The 16,713-nt window shown below is 71.3% G+C and carries 12 protein-coding genes and 1 rRNA gene; 10 read left to right on the top strand and 3 right to left on the bottom strand.

The window, feature by feature from the left end; translation table 11 throughout:
• Positions 1–3,844 (bottom strand): type VII secretion protein EccCa (gene eccCa / locus G5C65_RS14510; protein WP_165299229.1); only part of this gene is annotated, 3,844 nt, incomplete at its 3' end.
• A gap of 335 nt (positions 3,845–4,179) precedes the next feature.
• On the opposite strand from eccCa, the gene eccD reads away from it, so the two are divergent.
• The 6 genes from eccD to G5C65_RS14540 all read left to right on the top strand — a co-directional run bounded on the left by eccD (position 4,180) and on the right by G5C65_RS14540 (position 11,429).
• The gene (gene eccD, locus G5C65_RS14515) at positions 4,180–5,730 is read left to right on the top strand and encodes a type VII secretion integral membrane protein EccD (RefSeq protein ID WP_165299230.1); all 1,551 of its coding nucleotides are present in this window, start codon (positions 4,180–4,182) and stop codon (positions 5,728–5,730) included.
• A 144-nt stretch (positions 5,731–5,874) separates the two neighbouring features.
• The gene (rpsO, locus tag G5C65_RS14520) at positions 5,875–6,165 is read left to right on the top strand and encodes a 30S ribosomal protein S15 (RefSeq protein WP_165299231.1); all 291 of its coding nucleotides are present in this window, start codon (positions 5,875–5,877) and stop codon (positions 6,163–6,165) included.
• A gap of 290 nt (positions 6,166–6,455) precedes the next feature.
• Positions 6,456–8,696: a polyribonucleotide nucleotidyltransferase gene (locus tag G5C65_RS14525; RefSeq protein WP_165299232.1), complete on the top strand. Its 2,241-nt coding sequence runs from the start codon at positions 6,456–6,458 to the stop codon at positions 8,694–8,696.
• Positions 8,693–10,075 carry an insulinase family protein gene (locus G5C65_RS14530; RefSeq protein WP_165299233.1) on the top strand — a complete coding sequence of 461 codons (1,383 nt, stop codon included), beginning with the start codon at positions 8,693–8,695 and terminating at the stop codon, positions 10,073–10,075. Before G5C65_RS14525 ends, G5C65_RS14530 begins: the two co-directional genes overlap by 4 nt.
• Positions 10,076–10,121: 46 nt before the next feature.
• Positions 10,122–10,874, top strand: coding sequence for a 4-hydroxy-tetrahydrodipicolinate reductase (gene dapB, locus G5C65_RS14535; protein ID WP_165299234.1), 753 nt, complete (start codon positions 10,122–10,124; stop codon positions 10,872–10,874).
• 18 nt (positions 10,875–10,892) lie between these two features.
• Positions 10,893–11,429: a hypothetical protein gene (locus G5C65_RS14540; protein ID WP_338146392.1), complete on the top strand. Its 537-nt coding sequence runs from the start codon at positions 10,893–10,895 to the stop codon at positions 11,427–11,429.
• Here G5C65_RS14540 and G5C65_RS14545 read toward each other — a convergent pair.
• Both G5C65_RS14545 and G5C65_RS14550 read right to left on the bottom strand, forming a co-directional pair.
• Positions 11,395–11,946, bottom strand: coding sequence for a hypothetical protein (locus G5C65_RS14545; RefSeq protein WP_165299235.1), 552 nt, complete (start codon positions 11,944–11,946; stop codon positions 11,395–11,397). The two genes, G5C65_RS14540 and G5C65_RS14545, sit on opposite strands and share 35 nt — an antisense overlap.
• Positions 11,947–12,038: 92 nt before the next feature.
• Positions 12,039–12,278, bottom strand: a complete 240-nt coding sequence (locus G5C65_RS14550) for a hypothetical protein (protein ID WP_165299236.1) — start codon at positions 12,276–12,278, stop codon at positions 12,039–12,041.
• 257 nt (positions 12,279–12,535) lie between these two features.
• Here G5C65_RS14550 and thyX point away from each other — a divergent pair, with 257 nt between their 5' ends.
• From thyX to G5C65_RS38540, 4 genes are all read left to right on the top strand, one after another.
• Positions 12,536–13,294 carry an FAD-dependent thymidylate synthase gene (gene thyX / locus G5C65_RS14555; RefSeq protein ID WP_165299237.1) on the top strand — a complete coding sequence of 253 codons (759 nt, stop codon included), beginning with the start codon at positions 12,536–12,538 and terminating at the stop codon, positions 13,292–13,294.
• A gap of 190 nt (positions 13,295–13,484) precedes the next feature.
• Positions 13,485–14,384 (top strand): 4-hydroxy-tetrahydrodipicolinate synthase, encoded by a 900-nt coding sequence (gene dapA / locus G5C65_RS14560; RefSeq protein WP_165299238.1) that lies wholly within the window; start codon positions 13,485–13,487, stop codon positions 14,382–14,384.
• A gap of 165 nt (positions 14,385–14,549) precedes the next feature.
• The gene (locus G5C65_RS14565; protein ID WP_165299239.1) at positions 14,550–16,235 is read left to right on the top strand and encodes a ribonuclease J; all 1,686 of its coding nucleotides are present in this window, start codon (positions 14,550–14,552) and stop codon (positions 16,233–16,235) included.
• 340 nt (positions 16,236–16,575) lie between these two features.
• Positions 16,576–16,713 (top strand): 16S ribosomal RNA (locus tag G5C65_RS38540); the annotation flags it as partial.

Here is a 16,713-nt window from a genome sequence, read left to right on the forward strand (position 1 = left end):
CCAGTTCCTTGATGCGGGTCATGAACGTCTCGAACATCGAGCGGGAGGCCCCCGCCGAGCTGCGGGCGATGAGGAAGCGGATGCCGACGTCCCGGGCGAAGGGGAGGTGCTCGGTCAGCACCGCGAGAGGGTTCCCGCTGGACGTCGCGACGAGTTCGTAGTCGTCGACGACGATGAACACCTGCGGGCCGGTCCACCAGCTGCGGTCCCGCAGCTGTTGCGGGGTGATGTCGGGGGCGGGGGCGCGCCGGGTCATCAGGTCGCGGAGCGCCGTCATGTGTGCCTCCATGGCGTTCGACATCGGCGCGTACTCCAGGAGGTGGGAGTCCGGGACGGTGCCCAGCAGCGAGCGCCGGTAGTCGCCGACGACGATTTTCGCCTCGTCGCCCGAGTAGCGTTCGGTGATCTGTTTGACGAGCAGCCGCAGCAGCGCCGTCTTGCCCGCCTCGCTCTCGCCGAAGACGAGGAAGAACGGGTCGGTCTCGAAGTCGACGAAGACCGGCTCCAGGCTGTTCTCGTCGATGGCGAAGGCCACTCCCTGGTCGGGGAAGGCGGCGCCGCCCGGAAGGCGGGAGGCGGGCAGCTCGCGGGGCAGGAGGCGGACGTGCGGTGCCGGGTCGCCCGTCCAGTGGGCGCCGACGGTGCGGCACATCTCGGCGCTCGCGTCGGACAGCTCCGCGTCCGAGCCGACCCCGTCGATCCGCGGCACGCCGCACATGAAGTGCAGCCCCTCCATGGTCTGGCCGCGCCCGGGGACGCCTGCGGGGATGTTCTGCGCGACCTTGCGGTTCAGCTCGGAGTCCATGGTGTCGCCCAGGCGCAGCTCCAGCCGGTTCATCAGCAGGTCCTTGAGCGCCGCGCGCACCTCCATGTTGCGGGAGGCCGTGATGACCAGGTGGATGCCGTAGCCGAGGCCGCGCCCGGCGATGTCGCCGATGACGCCGTCCAGGCCCTCGTACTCGTTGCGGAAGGTGCCCCAGCCGTCGATCACCAGGAAGACGTCACCCCACGGCTGGTCGGTGATCTCGCCGCGGGCGCGGCGCCTGCGGTAGGTGGCGATGGAGTCGATGCCGCAGGCGCGGAAGTACTCCTCGCGCCGGTTGAGGATGCCGTACACCTCCGCGACCGTGCGCCGCACCCGCTCCGGGTCCAGCCGGGAGGCCGTGCCGCCCACATGCGGCAGGTCCGCGATGGCCGACATGCCGCCGCCCCCGAAGTCGAGCCCGTAGAACTGCACCTCGGCGGGGGTGTGGGTGAGTGCGAACGACGAGACGAGGGTGCGCACCAGCGTCGACTTGCCGGACTGCGGGCCGCCGACCGCCAGCATGTGCCCGGCCGCGCCCGAGAAGTCCAGGTACAGCGGGTCGCGCCGCTGTTCGAACGGCTTGTCCACCAGGCCCAGCGGCACGACGAGCTGCCCCAGCTTCGGGTAGTCCGCGACGGTCAGCCCGCGGCCGTCCACCGGGGTCAGGCCCGGCAGCAGCTCGTCCAGCGGCGGGGCGCTGTCCAGCGGCGGCAGCCACACCTGGTGCGCGGGCGTGCCCTGCCCCTCCAGCCGCCGCACCACCACGTCCAGCACGGTGTCGGACAGCGCGTCGTCCTCTGGCGCGGCCCCGTCGGCGCCGTCCGCCCCCTCGCCCGCCGCCGCCCGTACGGCGTCGGCCGGGTCGGGGCGCGGTACGGGTACGGGCGCGGCCGTGAACAGCACCGGGCGGCGGTTCGCCGGGAGCGGGCCGGGCGCGCTCAGGTCGGCCCCGTCGGCCGCGCGGTAGACCCCCGAGACGTACGCCGCCTTGAACCGGGTCATCTCGTCCGTGCCGAACTTCAGATAGCCCGAACCGGGCACCGACGGCAGGTGGTACGCGTCCGGTACGCCGAGCGCGGCCCGCGACTCCGCGGCCGAGAAGGTGCGCAGTCCCACCCGGTAGGACAGATACGTCTCCAGGCCGCGCAGCCGGCCCTCCTCCAGGCGCTGCGAGGCCAGCAGCAGGTGCACGCCCAGCGACCGGCCGATGCGGCCGATCTGGATGAACATGTCGATGAAGTCCGGCTTGGCGGTCAGCAGCTCGCTGAACTCGTCGATGACCAGGACGAGGGACGGGACGGGGTCCAGCGGGGCGCCTGCCGCGCGGGCCTTCTCGTAGTCGTGGATGTTGGCGTAGTTGCCCGCGTCGCGCAGCATCTCCTGGCGGCGGTTGAGCTCGCCCCGGATGGAGTCGCCCATGCGGTCGACGAGCGTCAGGTCGTCGGCCAGGTTGGTGATGACGGCGGCCACGTGCGGCATCTGCGCCATCCCCGCGAACGTCGCACCGCCCTTGAAGTCGGCCAGCACGAAGTTCAGCGTCTGCGAGTGGTGGGTGACCGCCAGCCCCAGCACCAGGGTGCGCAGCAGCTCCGACTTGCCGGAGCCGGTCGCGCCCACGCACAGCCCGTGCGGCCCCATGCCGTCCTGGGCCGCCTCCTTGAGGTCCAGCATCACCGGCTGCCCGTCCTCGCCGACCCCGATCGGCACCCGAAGCCGCTCCGCCTGGGTGCGCGGCCGCCAGGTGCGGGCGACGTCGACGGCCGCCGGGTCGCCCAGGTTCAGCAGGTCGGTGAACTCCAGTTTGGCGAGCAGCGGTTCGTCGTCGTCCCCACCGGTGCTGACCCGCAGCGGCGCCAGCTGGCGGGCCAGCGCCTCGGCCCCCTCGTACGACAGGAGGTCCGGCGTGCCGTCGTACACCAGCCCGTCGGCCGCCTCCAGCCGCAGCAGCCGGGGCCGCGCGACCATCGAAAGCCCGCCGCGCGCCGCCTCGATCTCGCCCGGCACCACCTCCACCACCGTCACGCTCTGCAGGCCCTCCGGGGCCGCCAGCAGCGAGCCCGGCGGGACCACCGTGCCGTCCAGTACGACGAGAACGTGCTGCTGCTCCAGCAGCGGCTCGGCGGCGGCGTTGAACCGCGGACGGCCCTCCAGCCGGGACGCCAGCAGGGCCTCCAGTTCCAGTGCGTCACCGACGATCAGGCGGCGGGCCCCGGCGCCGTCGGCGAGCTCCGGCGCCTGCGCGTGCGGCAGCCACTTGGCCCACTCCCAGCGCCCGTAGGAGTCCTGGCCCGCCGCGACCGCGATCACCAGGTCCTCCGGGGAGTGCAGCGCGGCCAGCCCGCACACCATGGCCCGGACCGAGCCGTAGACCGACTCCGGGTCGCCGCTGAGCGTCACGTGGTAGAAGGCGCGCAGCGACACCGCCATCGGCAGCCCGTCGAGCGTGCCGTGGGTGTTGAGGAACTGGTGCATCGCGCCCGCCGTCAGCGGCTCCAGCTCGTCCACCGGCGCAGTCTCCGGTGCGACGAGCGGAGTCGCGAGCTGCTGCGCGCCCAGTCCGACCCGCATCTGCCCGAAGTCCCCGTCGGCGGGCCGCCGCTCCCACACCCGGCTGCCCTCGGCTACCAGCGACCACAGCTGGTCGGGGGAGGGGTTGAGATAGAACTGCGCGTCCCGCTGCCTGAGCGCCGTCCTGCGCACCTTGCGGCGGGTCTGCGCGAGGTACTTCAGATAGTCGCGGCGGGTCTGCGCCATGTCGCCCTGGGTGCCCCTGCGGAACCGCACGATCATGGCAATGACCATGGCAAGCATGGACGCCAGCATCACCACGCCCATGATGCGCATCATCGGGTGCCCGCTCACCCCGGGCATCAGGAAGAACATGCTGGACCCGCCCATGCCGAGCATGGGCAGCAACTGCAGCAGCATGCCCTCCTGCTGACCGCGCGGCAGCTCCGGCGGAGGTTCGAGCCGCAGCTCCTGGTCCGGCACGTCGGGCGGCAGCGCCCGGGGCGGACGCTTCACGACGATCTGGGTCACGGGCGCACCACTCTTCTCGTCTACTCGCGTCTTCTCGCGTCGTTGCGCGGCTTCGCGCGTTGTCCACGCGGCCCTGGTGATTCCGGTGCGGAGCGGGACCGTTCGCATCGGGCGCCCCAGTCCGGCATCCCCGTCCGGCGGCACCGTCCGCGGCCCCCGTCCGGGCGCCCCGTCCGCGTCCCCCGTCCGCGTCCCTTCCGCGGCGCAGATCCTAGTGGCCCGCCCGCCCGGCCGGGAGCGGTAGGGTGGCGCGCGGTGCACGCGCGGGCGCGGCGCGTGGTGCACGGGGGCAGACGGGGAGCAGGGAGCGCAGGGCGGACGAGGGGGATCCAGGAGTGAGTACGACGGCTTCCGCAGCGGCCACGGGGCCGGGCACCGGCCCGGGTACGGCACCGGGCACCGGCCCTGCCGGCGCTCCGGGACCAGGCGGTACCCCGGGGCCTGCGCCGGGCGCCGCCGCGGCCGGCACCGGCTTCTGCCGGGTCACCATCGTCGCGCCGGACAGCCGGATCGACGTCGCCCTCCCCGAGGACATCCCGGTCGCCGACATCCGCCCGGAGATACTCCGGCTGTCCGGCCAGCGGCCGGCCGAGGGCGCCCCCGTCGGCTACCACCTGGTGCGCCGCGACGGCACCGTGCTCGACAGCTCCCGCTCGCTCCTGGCGCAGCGCATCCTCGACGGCGAGGTGCTCAGCCTGCGCCCCTTCGCCGAGTCCCTGCCGCCCGCCGTCTTCGACGACGTCTCGGACGCCGTCGCCAGCGCCGTCACCCGGGACCGCAGGCTGTGGGACGACGGCATGGTGCGCGTGGCCGGACTCGTCGGGGGCGGCGTGCTGCTGGTGCTGATGGCCGGAGTGCTGTGGTCCTCCGACCCCGGCCGGCACGACATGCACGGCCTGTCCGGCGTCCTGGCCGCCGTCACCGGGGTGCTGCTGGTCGCGCTCGCGGCCGTGCGCGCCCGGGTGTACGACGACCGGCCGACGGCCGTCGCGCTGGGCCTCGGCGCCCTGCCGCACATGATGATCGCGGGCTCCGGGCTGCTGCCGCTGGAGGACGGGCACGGCATCGGCAGGCTCCAGTTCCTGCTGGGCTGCGTGGCCGTGCTGATCGCCTCCGCCGTCCTGGTCGCGCTCGCCCCCTACGGCGACGGACCGTTCGTCGCCGCGGCCTTCACCGCGACTGTCGGGACGCTCGTCACCTTTGTCGCGATCATGACGGAGATGCGGCCGGTGCAGAGCGCCGCCGTCTGCGCCCCCGTCGCGGTCGGCGCGCTCGCCTTCCTGCCCGGCCTCTCCACCCGCTTCGCCCGGCTGCCCATCGGCTACGAGGCCGCCACCAGCGCCGCCGCCCGCGACTACGACACCGACCCGGACGCCGCGCCGCGGACCCAGGGGCCCATCGACGCCGAGCGGATCGCCGCCCAGGCGCGGCGCGGGCACGAGCTGCTGGTCGGGCTGGTCGGCGGCTGCGCGGCCGTGGTGGTCGGCGCGGGCGCCGTCCTCGGCTTCTCCGGCTCCGGGTGGGGGCAGCTGCTCGCCCTCGCGACCGGCCTGGCGATGCTGCTGCGCGCCCGGCTCTTCCGCTACACCTCGCAGGTCGTCAGCACGCTGGTCGCGGGCATGGCCGCGCTGGTGCTGCTCGGCCTGGGACTGGCCGCCGGCTTCCCCGACGACGGCACGGCGCTGCGCACCGTGTGGCTCGGCGCGGCACTGGCGCTGGCGGCGACCCTGGTCGTCGGTATCGGGCTCACCGTGCCCCGGACGGGGGTCACGCCCTTCTGGGGCCGCTTCGCCGAGATCCTGGAGACCTTCGTCCTGCTCACCCTGGTCCCGCTGTGCCTGGCGGTGCTGGACGTCTACTCCAAGGCCCGCGGTCTGACGAGCTGACCCGCTGTGCGAGCGCCGGGCGGTACCGGGCGGTAAGGGGTGCCCTTCCGCCCTGCTACGCTGCTAACGGCCCTCCGAGTATTCGAAGCCTTCCCTGTGACGCAGACCAGGGGCGCTCGGTGGCCGGAATCTCAAGGAGTACGAGTGTCGTCTCTCGACGCCGCGACGAAGAAGCAGATCATGGCCGAGTTCGCCACCAAGGAGGGTGACACCGGCTCCCCGGAGGTCCAGGTGGCGCTGCTCTCGCGCCGTATCAGCGACCTGACCGAGCACCTGAAGACCCACAAGCACGACCACCACTCGCGTCGTGGTCTGCTGCTGCTGGTCGGCCAGCGTCGCCGCCTGCTGCAGTACCTCGCGAAGAAGGACATCCAGCGCTTCCGGGTGCTGGTCGAGCGCCTCGGTATCCGTCGCGGCGCGGCGGGCGCCCGCTGAGACGCGCTGGAGGGAGCGGTTCCCGTGCCCGGGGGCCGCTCCCTTCGACATACCTCGGCACCCCTTCGGGGGCTCGCCGTATCTCGCGGAAGGCCGAGCCTTTGTAGGCTTGACTCGCGAGGAAAAACACATCACAGGACGAGGCAGTCGCGCACCCGCCCGAAGCCGGTCCTCGGTAGTGGCACCCGGACACATCGGTTCCGGGCGCTTCGATCGAAGACCGGCCCGCACTGGGAGCGCTCTGCCGCACGGCCCGTCGGACGGCGGGCCCGGACAAGGAGATATGCCTGGTGGAGAACGAAACCCACTACGCCGAGGCCGTCATCGACAACGGCTCCTTCGGCACCCGTACCATCCGCTTCGAGGCGGGCCGTCTCGCGAAGCAGGCCGCCGGCTCCGCCGTGGCCTACCTGGACGACGACACCATGGTGCTGTCGGCCACCACCGCCTCCAAGCAGCCGAAGGACCAGCTCGACTTCTTCCCCCTGACGGTGGACGTCGAGGAGCGGATGTACGCGGCCGGGAAGATTCCCGGCTCCTTCTTCCGCCGCGAGGGCCGCCCCTCCGAGGACGCGATCCTCACCTGCCGGCTGATCGACCGCCCGCTGCGCCCGTCCTTCAGGACCGGCCTGCGCAACGAGATCCAGATCGTCGAGACGATCATGGCGCTCAACCCGGACCACCTCTACGACGTGGTCGCGATCAACGCGGCCTCCTGCTCCACGCAGCTCTCCGGGCTGCCGTTCTCCGGTCCGATCGGCGGCACCCGCGTCGCCCTGATCAAGGGCCAGTGGGTCGCCTTCCCGACCCACAGCGAGCTGGAGGACGCCGTCTTCGACATGGTGATCGCGGGCCGGGTGCTCCAGGACGGCGACGTCGCGATCATGATGGTCGAGGCCGAGGCGACCGAGAAGACCATCGAGCTGGTCGCGGGCGGCGTCGAGGCGCCGACCGAGGAGGTCGTCGCCGCCGGTATCGAGGCCGCGAAGCCCTTCATCAAGGTGCTGTGCAAGGCCCAGTCCGACCTCGCCGCGCAGGCCGCCAAGCCGACCGCCGAGTTCCCGGTCTTCCTCGACTACCAGGACGACGTCCTGGAGGCCCTCACCGCCGCCGTCCGGGACGAGCTGGCCCAGGCCCTCACCATCGCGGGCAAGCAGGAGCGCGAGGCCGAGCTGGACCGCGTCAAGGGCCTGGCCGCCGAGAAGCTGCTGCCGCAGTTCGAGGGCCGCGAGAAGGAGATCTCCGCGGCCTACCGCTCGCTGACCAAGACCCTGGTCCGAGAGCGCGTGATCAAGGAGAAGAAGCGCATCGACGGCCGCGGCGTCACGGACATCCGTACGCTCGCCGCCGAGGTCGAGGCCATCCCGCGGGTGCACGGCTCGGCGCTGTTCGAGCGCGGCGAGACCCAGATCCTGGGCGTCACCACGCTGAACATGCTCCGCATGGAGCAGATGCTGGACACCCTCTCCCCGGTGACGCGCAAGCGCTACATGCACAACTACAACTTCCCGCCCTACTCCACCGGCGAGACCGGCCGCGTCGGCTCCCCGAAGCGCCGCGAGATCGGCCACGGCGCGCTGGCCGAGCGCGCCCTGGTGCCGGTGCTGCCGACGCGCGAGGAGTTCCCGTACGCGATCCGCCAGGTCTCCGAGGCGCTGGGCTCCAACGGCTCGACGTCCATGGGCTCGGTCTGCGCCTCCACGATGTCGCTGCTGAACGCCGGTGTGCCGCTGAAGGCCCCGGTCGCCGGCATCGCCATGGGCCTGATCTCGCAGGAGGTCGACGGCGAGACGCACTACGTCACGCTGACCGACATCCTGGGGGCCGAGGACGCCTACGGCGACATGGACTTCAAGGTCGCCGGCACCAAGCAGTTCGTGACCGCGCTCCAGCTCGACACCAAGCTCGACGGCATCCCCGCCTCGGTGCTGGCCGCCGCGCTGAAGCAGGCCCGCGACGCGCGGCTGCACATCCTCGATGTGATGAACGAGGCCATCGACGTCCCGGACGAGATGTCCCCGAACGCGCCGCGGATCATCACGGTGAAGATCCCGGTGGACAAGATCGGCGAGGTCATCGGCCCCAAGGGCAAGATGATCAACCAGATCCAGGAGGACACCGGCGCCGACATCACCATCGAGGACGACGGCACGATCTACATCGGCGCCGCCGACGGCCCGGCCGCCGAGGCCGCGCGCACCGCGATCAACGGCATCGCCAACCCGACGATGCCCGAGGTCGGCGAGCGCTACCTGGGCACGGTCGTGAAGACCACCACCTTCGGCGCGTTCGTCTCGCTGCTCCCGGGCAAGGACGGCCTGCTGCACATCTCGCAGATCCGCAAGCTCGCGGGCGGCAAGCGCGTGGAGAACGTCGAGGACGTCCTCGGCGTCGGCCAGAAGGTCCAGGTCGAGATCGCCGAGATCGACCAGCGCGGCAAGCTCTCCCTCATCCCCGTCCTGGACGAGGACGCGGAGAGCGGCGAGTCCCAGGACACCGAGGACGACGACAAGGACGAGTCCGAGAAGTGACGCGACCGTCCCGTACGACGGCCCGCCCCGCCGGCACGGCAGGGCGGGCCGTCGCCCGTACCAGGACCCTGCTGAAGGGCGAGTCGGGCACCGGCACCGTCCGCAAGACCGTGCTGCCCGGCGGGCTGCGGGTCATCACCGAGACGCTGCCCACCGTCCGCTCCGCGACATTCGGCATCTGGGCGCACGTCGGCTCGCGCGACGAGACGCCCGCCCAGGGCGGCGCCACGCACTATCTGGAGCATCTGCTCTTCAAGGGCACCGAGCGGCGCAGCGCACTGGACATCTCGGCGGCGCTGGACGCGGTCGGCGGCGAGATGAACGCCTTCACCACGAAGGAGTTCACCTGCTACTACGCGCGCGTGCTGGACACCGACCTGCCGCTCGCCATCGACGTGGTGTGCGACATGCTCACCGGCTCCGTCATCGACCCCGCGGAGGTCGAGGCCGAGCGGGGCGTGATCCTCGAAGAGATCGCCATGACCGAGGACGATCCGGGCGACTGCGTGCACGACCTGTTCACGAAGACCCTGCTGGGCGACTCCCCGCTGGGCCGCCCCGTGCTGGGCACCGTGGACACCGTCAACGCGCTCACCCGCGACCGCGTCGCCCGCTTCTACAAGAAGCACTACGACCCGACGCGCCTGGTGGTCACCGCCGCGGGGAACGTCGACCACGCGAAGGTGGTGCGCCGGGTCCGCGCCGCGTTCGAGAGCGCCGGCGCGCTGGCGCGTACCGAGGGCGCGGAGCCGCTCGGGCCCCGCACCGGATCGCGCGCCATACGCGCGGCCGGACGGGTCGAGGTGCTCGACCGGGGCACCGAGCAGGCGCATATCGTGCTGGGCATGCCGGGCGTCTCCCGCAACGACGAGCGCCGCTGGACCCTCGGCGTGCTGAGCGCGGCCCTCGGCGGCGGGATGAGCTCCCGCCTCTTCCAGGAAATCCGGGAGAAGCGCGGGCTGGCCTACAGCACCTACGCGTACACCTCGGGTTTCGCCGACTGCGGGCTCTTCGGGGTGTACGCGGGCTGCCGCCCCGGCCAGGTCGCCGACGTGCTCAAGATCTGCCGCCAGGAGCTGGACCAGGTCGCGCGGAACGGGCTGCCGGACGAGGAGGTGCGGCGCGCGATCGGGCAGCTCTCCGGCTCCACCGTGCTCGGCCTGGAGGACACCGGTGCGCTGATGCACCGCCTCGGCAAGAGCGAGCTGTGCTGGGGGGAGCAGATGTCCGTGGACGCCATGCTCGCCAAGATCTCGGCCGTCACCCCCGACGACATCCGCGAGGTGGCGCGCGATGTGCTGGGCCGCCGGCCCTCGCTCTCGGTCATCGGCCCGGTGGACGACCGGCGGCTGCACCATCTGCACGAGGCCGTCGCGTAGCCCCCTCCCGCAATCTCCGCCCCTGTCCCCCGAAGGAATGCAAAAGATGAGCAAGCAGCGCGTAGCCGTCCTCGGAGCCAGGGGCCGGATGGGCTCCGAGGCCGTCCGGGCGGTCGAGGCCGCCGAGGACATGGAGCTGGTGGCGGCGCTCGGCCGCGGCGACCCGCTGGACGCCCTCGCCGAGACGGGTGCCGAGGTCGCCGTCGACCTGACGCACCCCGACTCCGTCATGGCCAACCTGGAGTACTGCGTCACCCGCGGCGTCCACGCGGTCGTCGGCACCACGGGCTGGACCGAGGAGCGGCTGGCGCTGCTGCGCGGATGGCTGGACGCCTCGCCCGGCACCGGCGTCCTCATCGCCCCGAACTTCGGCATCGGAGCCGTCCTCACCATGCGCTTCGCCCGGCAGGCGGCCCGCTTCTTCGAGTCCGTCGAGGTCGTCGAGCTGCACCACCCGGGCAAGGCGGACGCGCCCAGCGGTACGGCCGTGCGCACGGCGCAGCTCGTCGCCGAGGCCCGCCGGGACGCCGGGCTGCCCGCGCAGCCGGACGCGACCAGCACGGCGCTGGACGGGGCCCGCGGCGCCGATGTCGACGGGGTGCCCGTGCACGCCGTACGGCTCCGCGGACTGGTCGCCCACCAGGAGGTGCTGTTCGGCGACGAGGGGGAGACCTTCACCCTCCGGCACGACTCGCTGCACCGCTCGTCGTTCATGCCGGGGGTGCTCCTCGGCGTCCGCCGGGTGTCCGCAGCCCCCGGCCTCACCTTCGGTCTCGAACACTTTCTCGACCTGGACTGATGGGGGACTGAGCTCGGCGTGCGCGCGCGGATCACGTACTTCGTCCTGGCGGCCGTCCTGGTCGTCTACTTCGTCATGGTCGGCAGCCGGGGTGTGCTGCTCATCCGGCAGGGCACGGCGGTCACCGTGGCGCTGGGCGCCGCCGTGCTCGTGCTGCCTGCGCTCGGCCTGTGGTTCCTCTGGCACACGACGCGCTTCGCGCGCTCCGCGGGCCGGCTGGCCAGGGAGCTGGAGGCGGAGGGCGGCCTGCCGCCGGACGAGCTGCGGCGCACGCCCTCCGGGCGCGTCGACCGCGACTCGGCGGACGCGGTCTTCGCCAGGCGCCGCGCGGAGACGGAGGAGAACCCGGGGGACTGGCGGTCCTGGTTCCGGCTCGCGGTGGCCTACCACGACGCCCGGGACACCGCCCGCGCCCGCAGGGCGATGCAGCACGCCATCGCCCTGCACGACGGCCGCGCCGCCGCTGCGGACGCCGGGCCGCAGCCCCGGCGTCCGGATCCGGCTGCGGACGGGACTCCGGCTACGGACGGGACTGGGCCGCCCAGCCCTCGATGACGTCGGCAGCCCGGTCGAACGCCTCGCGCCGGGCGAGGAAGTCGGCGTTGTGGTCGGTGAGCAGCACCTGCGGCGCTGTGCGCGGCCCCGGGGAGCGCGTCAGGGCCTCGCCCTGCACCGTACGGGGCAGGCCCAGCCACCGCACGGGCCCCTGTACGGTGCGCAGGGCGCCCACCTCGCCCCAGGAGAGCGTGCTGGTGCGGAAGAGGGTGGTCTGGCGCAGCCCGTGCGCGCTCACCCACACCCCGGCCCGCAGCAGCCGCAGCGCGAAGACGATCACGAGGAGCCCGCCCCCGGCGGCGCCCGCGGCGCCCGGCAGCGACCCCGTGAACGCGATGATCATCGCGGAGAAGAGCAGATACGAGGCCAGCAGCAGCAGTATCGCCCCGCCGCCCACCCGCCAGGGCCCCGGCCGGTAGGGGCGGCGCCAGGTGTCGCTCCCGGCGTGCGGCAGCGGCACGGCGGCGTCGGCCTGGGCGTCCGGCTCACGGTCGGCCGTCAGAAAGGCAAGGGGCACGGTCGTCCTCACTCACACCTATGGGGTAGCTGTGAGCGAGGAGACTAGCGAGAGGGGTGGGGCCGGGCCACCCCGGGCACCCCCGGGGCGTGTCAGCGGTTCTCTGCGGTACTGGACTCGCCGGCCGAGGAGCCGTGCTGCTCCAGGTCGAGCGCGGGCAGGCCGACGAGCAGGGACCCGACGAGCCCGCCGACGATGGTGAGCCCCACCAGGACGCTCCCGGTGACCTGGCCGAAGCTGCGGCGGGGCGGGGGCGGAGGGGTGACATTGCTGCGGAACCGTTCGGCCTCGGCTATGAAGGTGAACGGCACTGTCTCTCCGCGGCGGAACATGGCGGACGCTCCTGAAGATCGCTCTGAGTTGTTAGCAGCTGTTAGTTGGGGAAACGTCCGAACTCGCCGGAGAGTGCCCGTTCACGCCGGACGCATGTGAAAAATATCAATGGCCGGGACGGCGTATGGCACCGGGGTGCCCTATCTCCACCCTGAGTCCCTTTTGTCCTTCTTTGTCCTTTGAGATACGGACATAGCACTCTTCCTACGGCGTGCTCGGCGGTGGCCCGTAGGCTGGGCGCCGCTTTGGCAGACGTATGTGCGTGGAAGGACCGCCGGTGACCGAGACACCAGACCAGACAGCCCCCAGCTTCCGCAGCGACATGACCGTGGAGCTGGTCAAGCACAGCGCCGCGGACACGGATGTGCTCTGGGCCGCCCGGGTCTCCACAGCGGGCGAGGCGTCCCTGGGCGAGATGGACAAGGACCCGGAGCGCTCCAAGGGCCTCATCAACTACCTGATGCGGGACCGGCACGGCAGCCCCTTCGAGCACAACTCGATGACGTTCCTCATCAGCGCCCCGCTCTTCGTCTTCCGCGAGTTCCACCGGCACCGCGTCGGCTGGTCCTACAACGAGGAGTCGGGCCGCTACCGCGAGCTGCAGCCGGTGTTCTACGTCCCCGACGAGACCCGCAAGCTCGTCCAGCAGGGCCGTCCCGGCAAGTACGAGTTCGTCGCGGGAACGCCGGCGCAGCACGAGCTGACCGGCCGCGCGATGGAGGACTCCTACCGCCAGGCGTACGAGACGTACCAGGAGCTGCTGGCCGCCGGCGTCGCCCGCGAGGTCGCCCGCGCCGTGCTGCCCGTCGGCCTCTACTCCTCGATGTACGCGACCTGCAACGCGCGCTCCCTGATGCACTTCCTCGGTCTGCGCACCCAGCACGAGCAGGCCAGGGTGCCGAGCTTTCCGCAGCGGGAGATCGAGATGGTCGGTGAGCTGCTGGAAGGGCACTGGGCCGCGCTGATGCCGCTCACGCACGCCGCCTTCAACGCCAACGGCCGCATCGCGCCCTGACCTCCCCGGTACCCCCGCTCGGGTGTCCGCATTGCAGCATTTCGAGAAGTTCATCTAGGCTGAATAAACGGCCCCGGTACTGCCTGAACCCCCGAGCAGGCAGTACCGGGGCCCCAGCACCCCGGCTCTCCCGGCATCCGCCCCGCCCCGACCGCGCACAGCACGGTGCGCTGCGAGTAGCGTGGACCTCATGGCTCCGACCTCCACACCGCAGACGCCCTTCGGGCGGGTCCTGACCGCGATGGTCACGCCGTTCACCGCGGACGGCGCCCTCGACCTCGACGGCGCGCAGCAGCTCGCCGCCCATCTGGTGGACGCCGGCAACGACGGCCTGGTCGTCAACGGCACCACCGGAGAGTCCCCGACCACCAGCGATGCGGAGAAAGCCCAGCTCGTACGGGCCGTCGTAGAAGCCGTAGGGGACCGCGCTCACGTCGTCGCGGGCGCCGGGACCAATGACACTGCGCACAGTGAGGAGCTGGCCCGCGCTGCGGAGCGCGCGGGCGCCCACGGCCTGCTCGCCGTGACGCCGTACTACAGCAAGCCCCCGCAGGAGGGCCTCTACCGTCACTTCACCGCCATCGCCGACGCCACCGAGCTGCCGGTGATGCTCTACGACATTCCGGGCCGCAGCGGTGTGCCGATCAACACCGAGACCATCGTCCGGCTTGCCGACCACCCGCGTATCGTCGCCAACAAGGACGCCAAGGGCGACCTCGGCCGCGCGAGCTGGGCCATCGCCACCAGCGGCCTGGCCTGGTACAGCGGTGACGACATGCTCAACCTCCCGCTGCTCTCCGTGGGCGCCGTCGGCTATGTCTCGGTGGTCGGACATCTGGTCGCGCCGGAGCTGCGCGCACTGCTGGAGGCCCATCTCAGCGGGGATGTCGCCAAGGCGACGGAAATCCACCAGAAGCTGCTGCCGGTCTTCACCGGAATGTTCCGCACCCAGGGCGTGATCACCACCAAGAGGACGCTCGCCCTCCAGGGCCTCCCGGCCGGTCCGCTGCGGCTGCCGCTGGTCGAGCTCTCCGAGGAGGAAACCGAGCAGCTCAAGCACGATCTCGCGCATGGCGGGGTACACCTGTAGCCCACAGACTTCACAACTGCATACCGCCGGACTCCGAGAGCGGGAGGGCCGGCACCAGCACGACCACACACATCACGCACGACATGTACGCCCCGCGTACGCCTCATACATTTCGCGCGCCACGTGCCCAGGTGGGTGCGTGGCGCGCGCGGTAAGGAGAGTCTTTTGAGTCATCCGCATCCTGAGCTCGGCCCTCCGCCGAAGCTCCCGGAGGGTGGCCTGCGCGTCACCCCGCTGGGGGGCCTCGGCGAGATCGGCCGCAATATGACCGTCTTCGAGTACGGCGGCCGGCTGCTGATCGTCGACTGCGGCGTCCTCTTCCCCGAGGAGGAGCAGCCCGGCATCGATCTGATCCTCCCGGACTTCAGCTCGGTCCGGGACCGGCTCGACGACATCGACGGCATCGTCCTCACCCACGGGCACGAGGACCACATCGGCGGTGTCCCCTACCTTCTGCGGGAGAAGGCGGACATCCCGCTGATCGGCTCCAAGCTGACGCTCGCGCTGATCGAGGCGAAGCTCCAGGAGCACCGGATCCGGCCGTACACCCTGGAGGTGGAGGAGGGCCACCGCGAACGCATCGGCCCGTTCGAGTGCGAGTTCGTCTCCGTCAACCACTCCATCCCCGACGCTCTCGCGGTCGCCATCCGCACCCCTGCGGGCCTGGCCGTGCACACGGGCGACTTCAAGATGGACCAGTTGCCGCTGGACGGCCGCCTCACCGACCTGCGGGCCTTCTCGCGGCTCGGCGAGGAGGGCATCGACCTGCTGCTGTGCGACTCGACCAACGCCGAGGTCCCCGGTTTCGTCCCGCCGGAGCGGGACATCTCCGGGGTGCTGCGCCAGGTGTTCTCCAGCGCGCAGAAGCGCATCATCGTGGCCAGCTTCGCCAGCCATGTGCACCGCATCCAGCAGATCCTGGACGCCGCCCACGAGCACGGACGCCGGGTCGCCTTCGTCGGCCGCTCCATGGTCCGCAACATGGGCATCGCCCGCGACCTCGGCTATCTGAAGGTCCCGGCGGGGCTGGTGGTCGACGTCAAGACCCTCGACGACCTGCCGGACGACGAGGTCGTGCTGGTCTGCACCGGTTCCCAGGGCGAGCCGATGGCCGCGCTCTCCCGGATGGCCAACCGCGACCACCAGATCCGCATCGTCCAGGGCGACACCGTGATCCTGGCGTCGTCGCTGATCCCGGGCAACGAGAACGCGGTCTACCGGGTGATCAACGGCCTGACGCGCTGGGGCGCCAATGTTGTCCACAAGGGCAACGCGAAGGTCCATGTCTCCGGCCACGCCTCGGCGGGCGAGCTGCTGTACTTCTACAACATCTGCCAGCCGTCGAACGTGATGCCCGTGCACGGCGAGTGGCGCCACCTGCGCGCCAACGCGGAGCTGGCCGCGAAGACGGGAGTGCCGCCCGCGAACATCGTGATCGCCGAGGACGGTGTGGTGGTCGATCTGGTCGGCGGCAAGGCCAAGATCACCGGAAAGGTCCAGGCGGGCTATGTCTACGTCGACGGGCTGTCCGTCGGCGACGTCACCGAGTCCTCCCTCAAGGACCGCCGCATCCTCGGCGACGAGGGCATCATCTCGGTCTTCGTGGTGGTCGACAGCACCACCGGCAAGATCGTCGGAGGGCCGCACATCCAGTCCCGCGGCTCCGGGATCGACGACGCGGCGTTCGCCGCGGTCATCCCCAAGCTCGACGAGGCGCTGGCCCGGTCGGCGCAGGACGGTGTGGCCGAGACCCACCAGCTCCAGCAGCTGGTGCGGCGCACGGTCGGCAAGTGGGTCTCCGACAGCTACCGCCGCCGCCCGATGATCCTCCCCGTGGTCGTCGAGGTCTGAGCAGGCGCAACCGACGGCGGGGCGCCTCGATTTGCTTCCGGGCGCCCCGCTCCAGTACGTTTACATCTTCACCGCAACGGAAACCCGAGACGTCCTGCGTCTGAACGGGGTCCGGAGCCCGGAATTCTGATTCGGCTCGGAAAGAGCACGGAAAAGGTTCTGGTAAGGTGGAGAACACCGAAGGGAAGCGCCCGGAGGAAACCTGAGAGGTTTTCCGAAGGAAGCGTCCGTTCCTTGAGAACTCAACAGCGTGCCAAGTAGTCAACGCCAGATTTTTGGTATGCCTCGTCAAGGGGTTTACATAGCGAGGACATTTGTTCTTCGTTGGATGATTGATGCATTCACGGAGAGTTTGATCCTGGCTCAGGACGAACGCTGGCGGCGTGCTTAACACATGCAAGTCGAACGATGAAGCCGCTTCGGTGGTGGATTAGTGGCGAACGGGTGAGTAACACGTGGGCAATCTGCCCTACACGTG

Source organism: Streptomyces boncukensis (assembly GCF_011045075.1).
Classification (GTDB): Bacteria; Actinomycetota; Actinomycetes; order Streptomycetales; family Streptomycetaceae; genus Streptomyces; species Streptomyces boncukensis.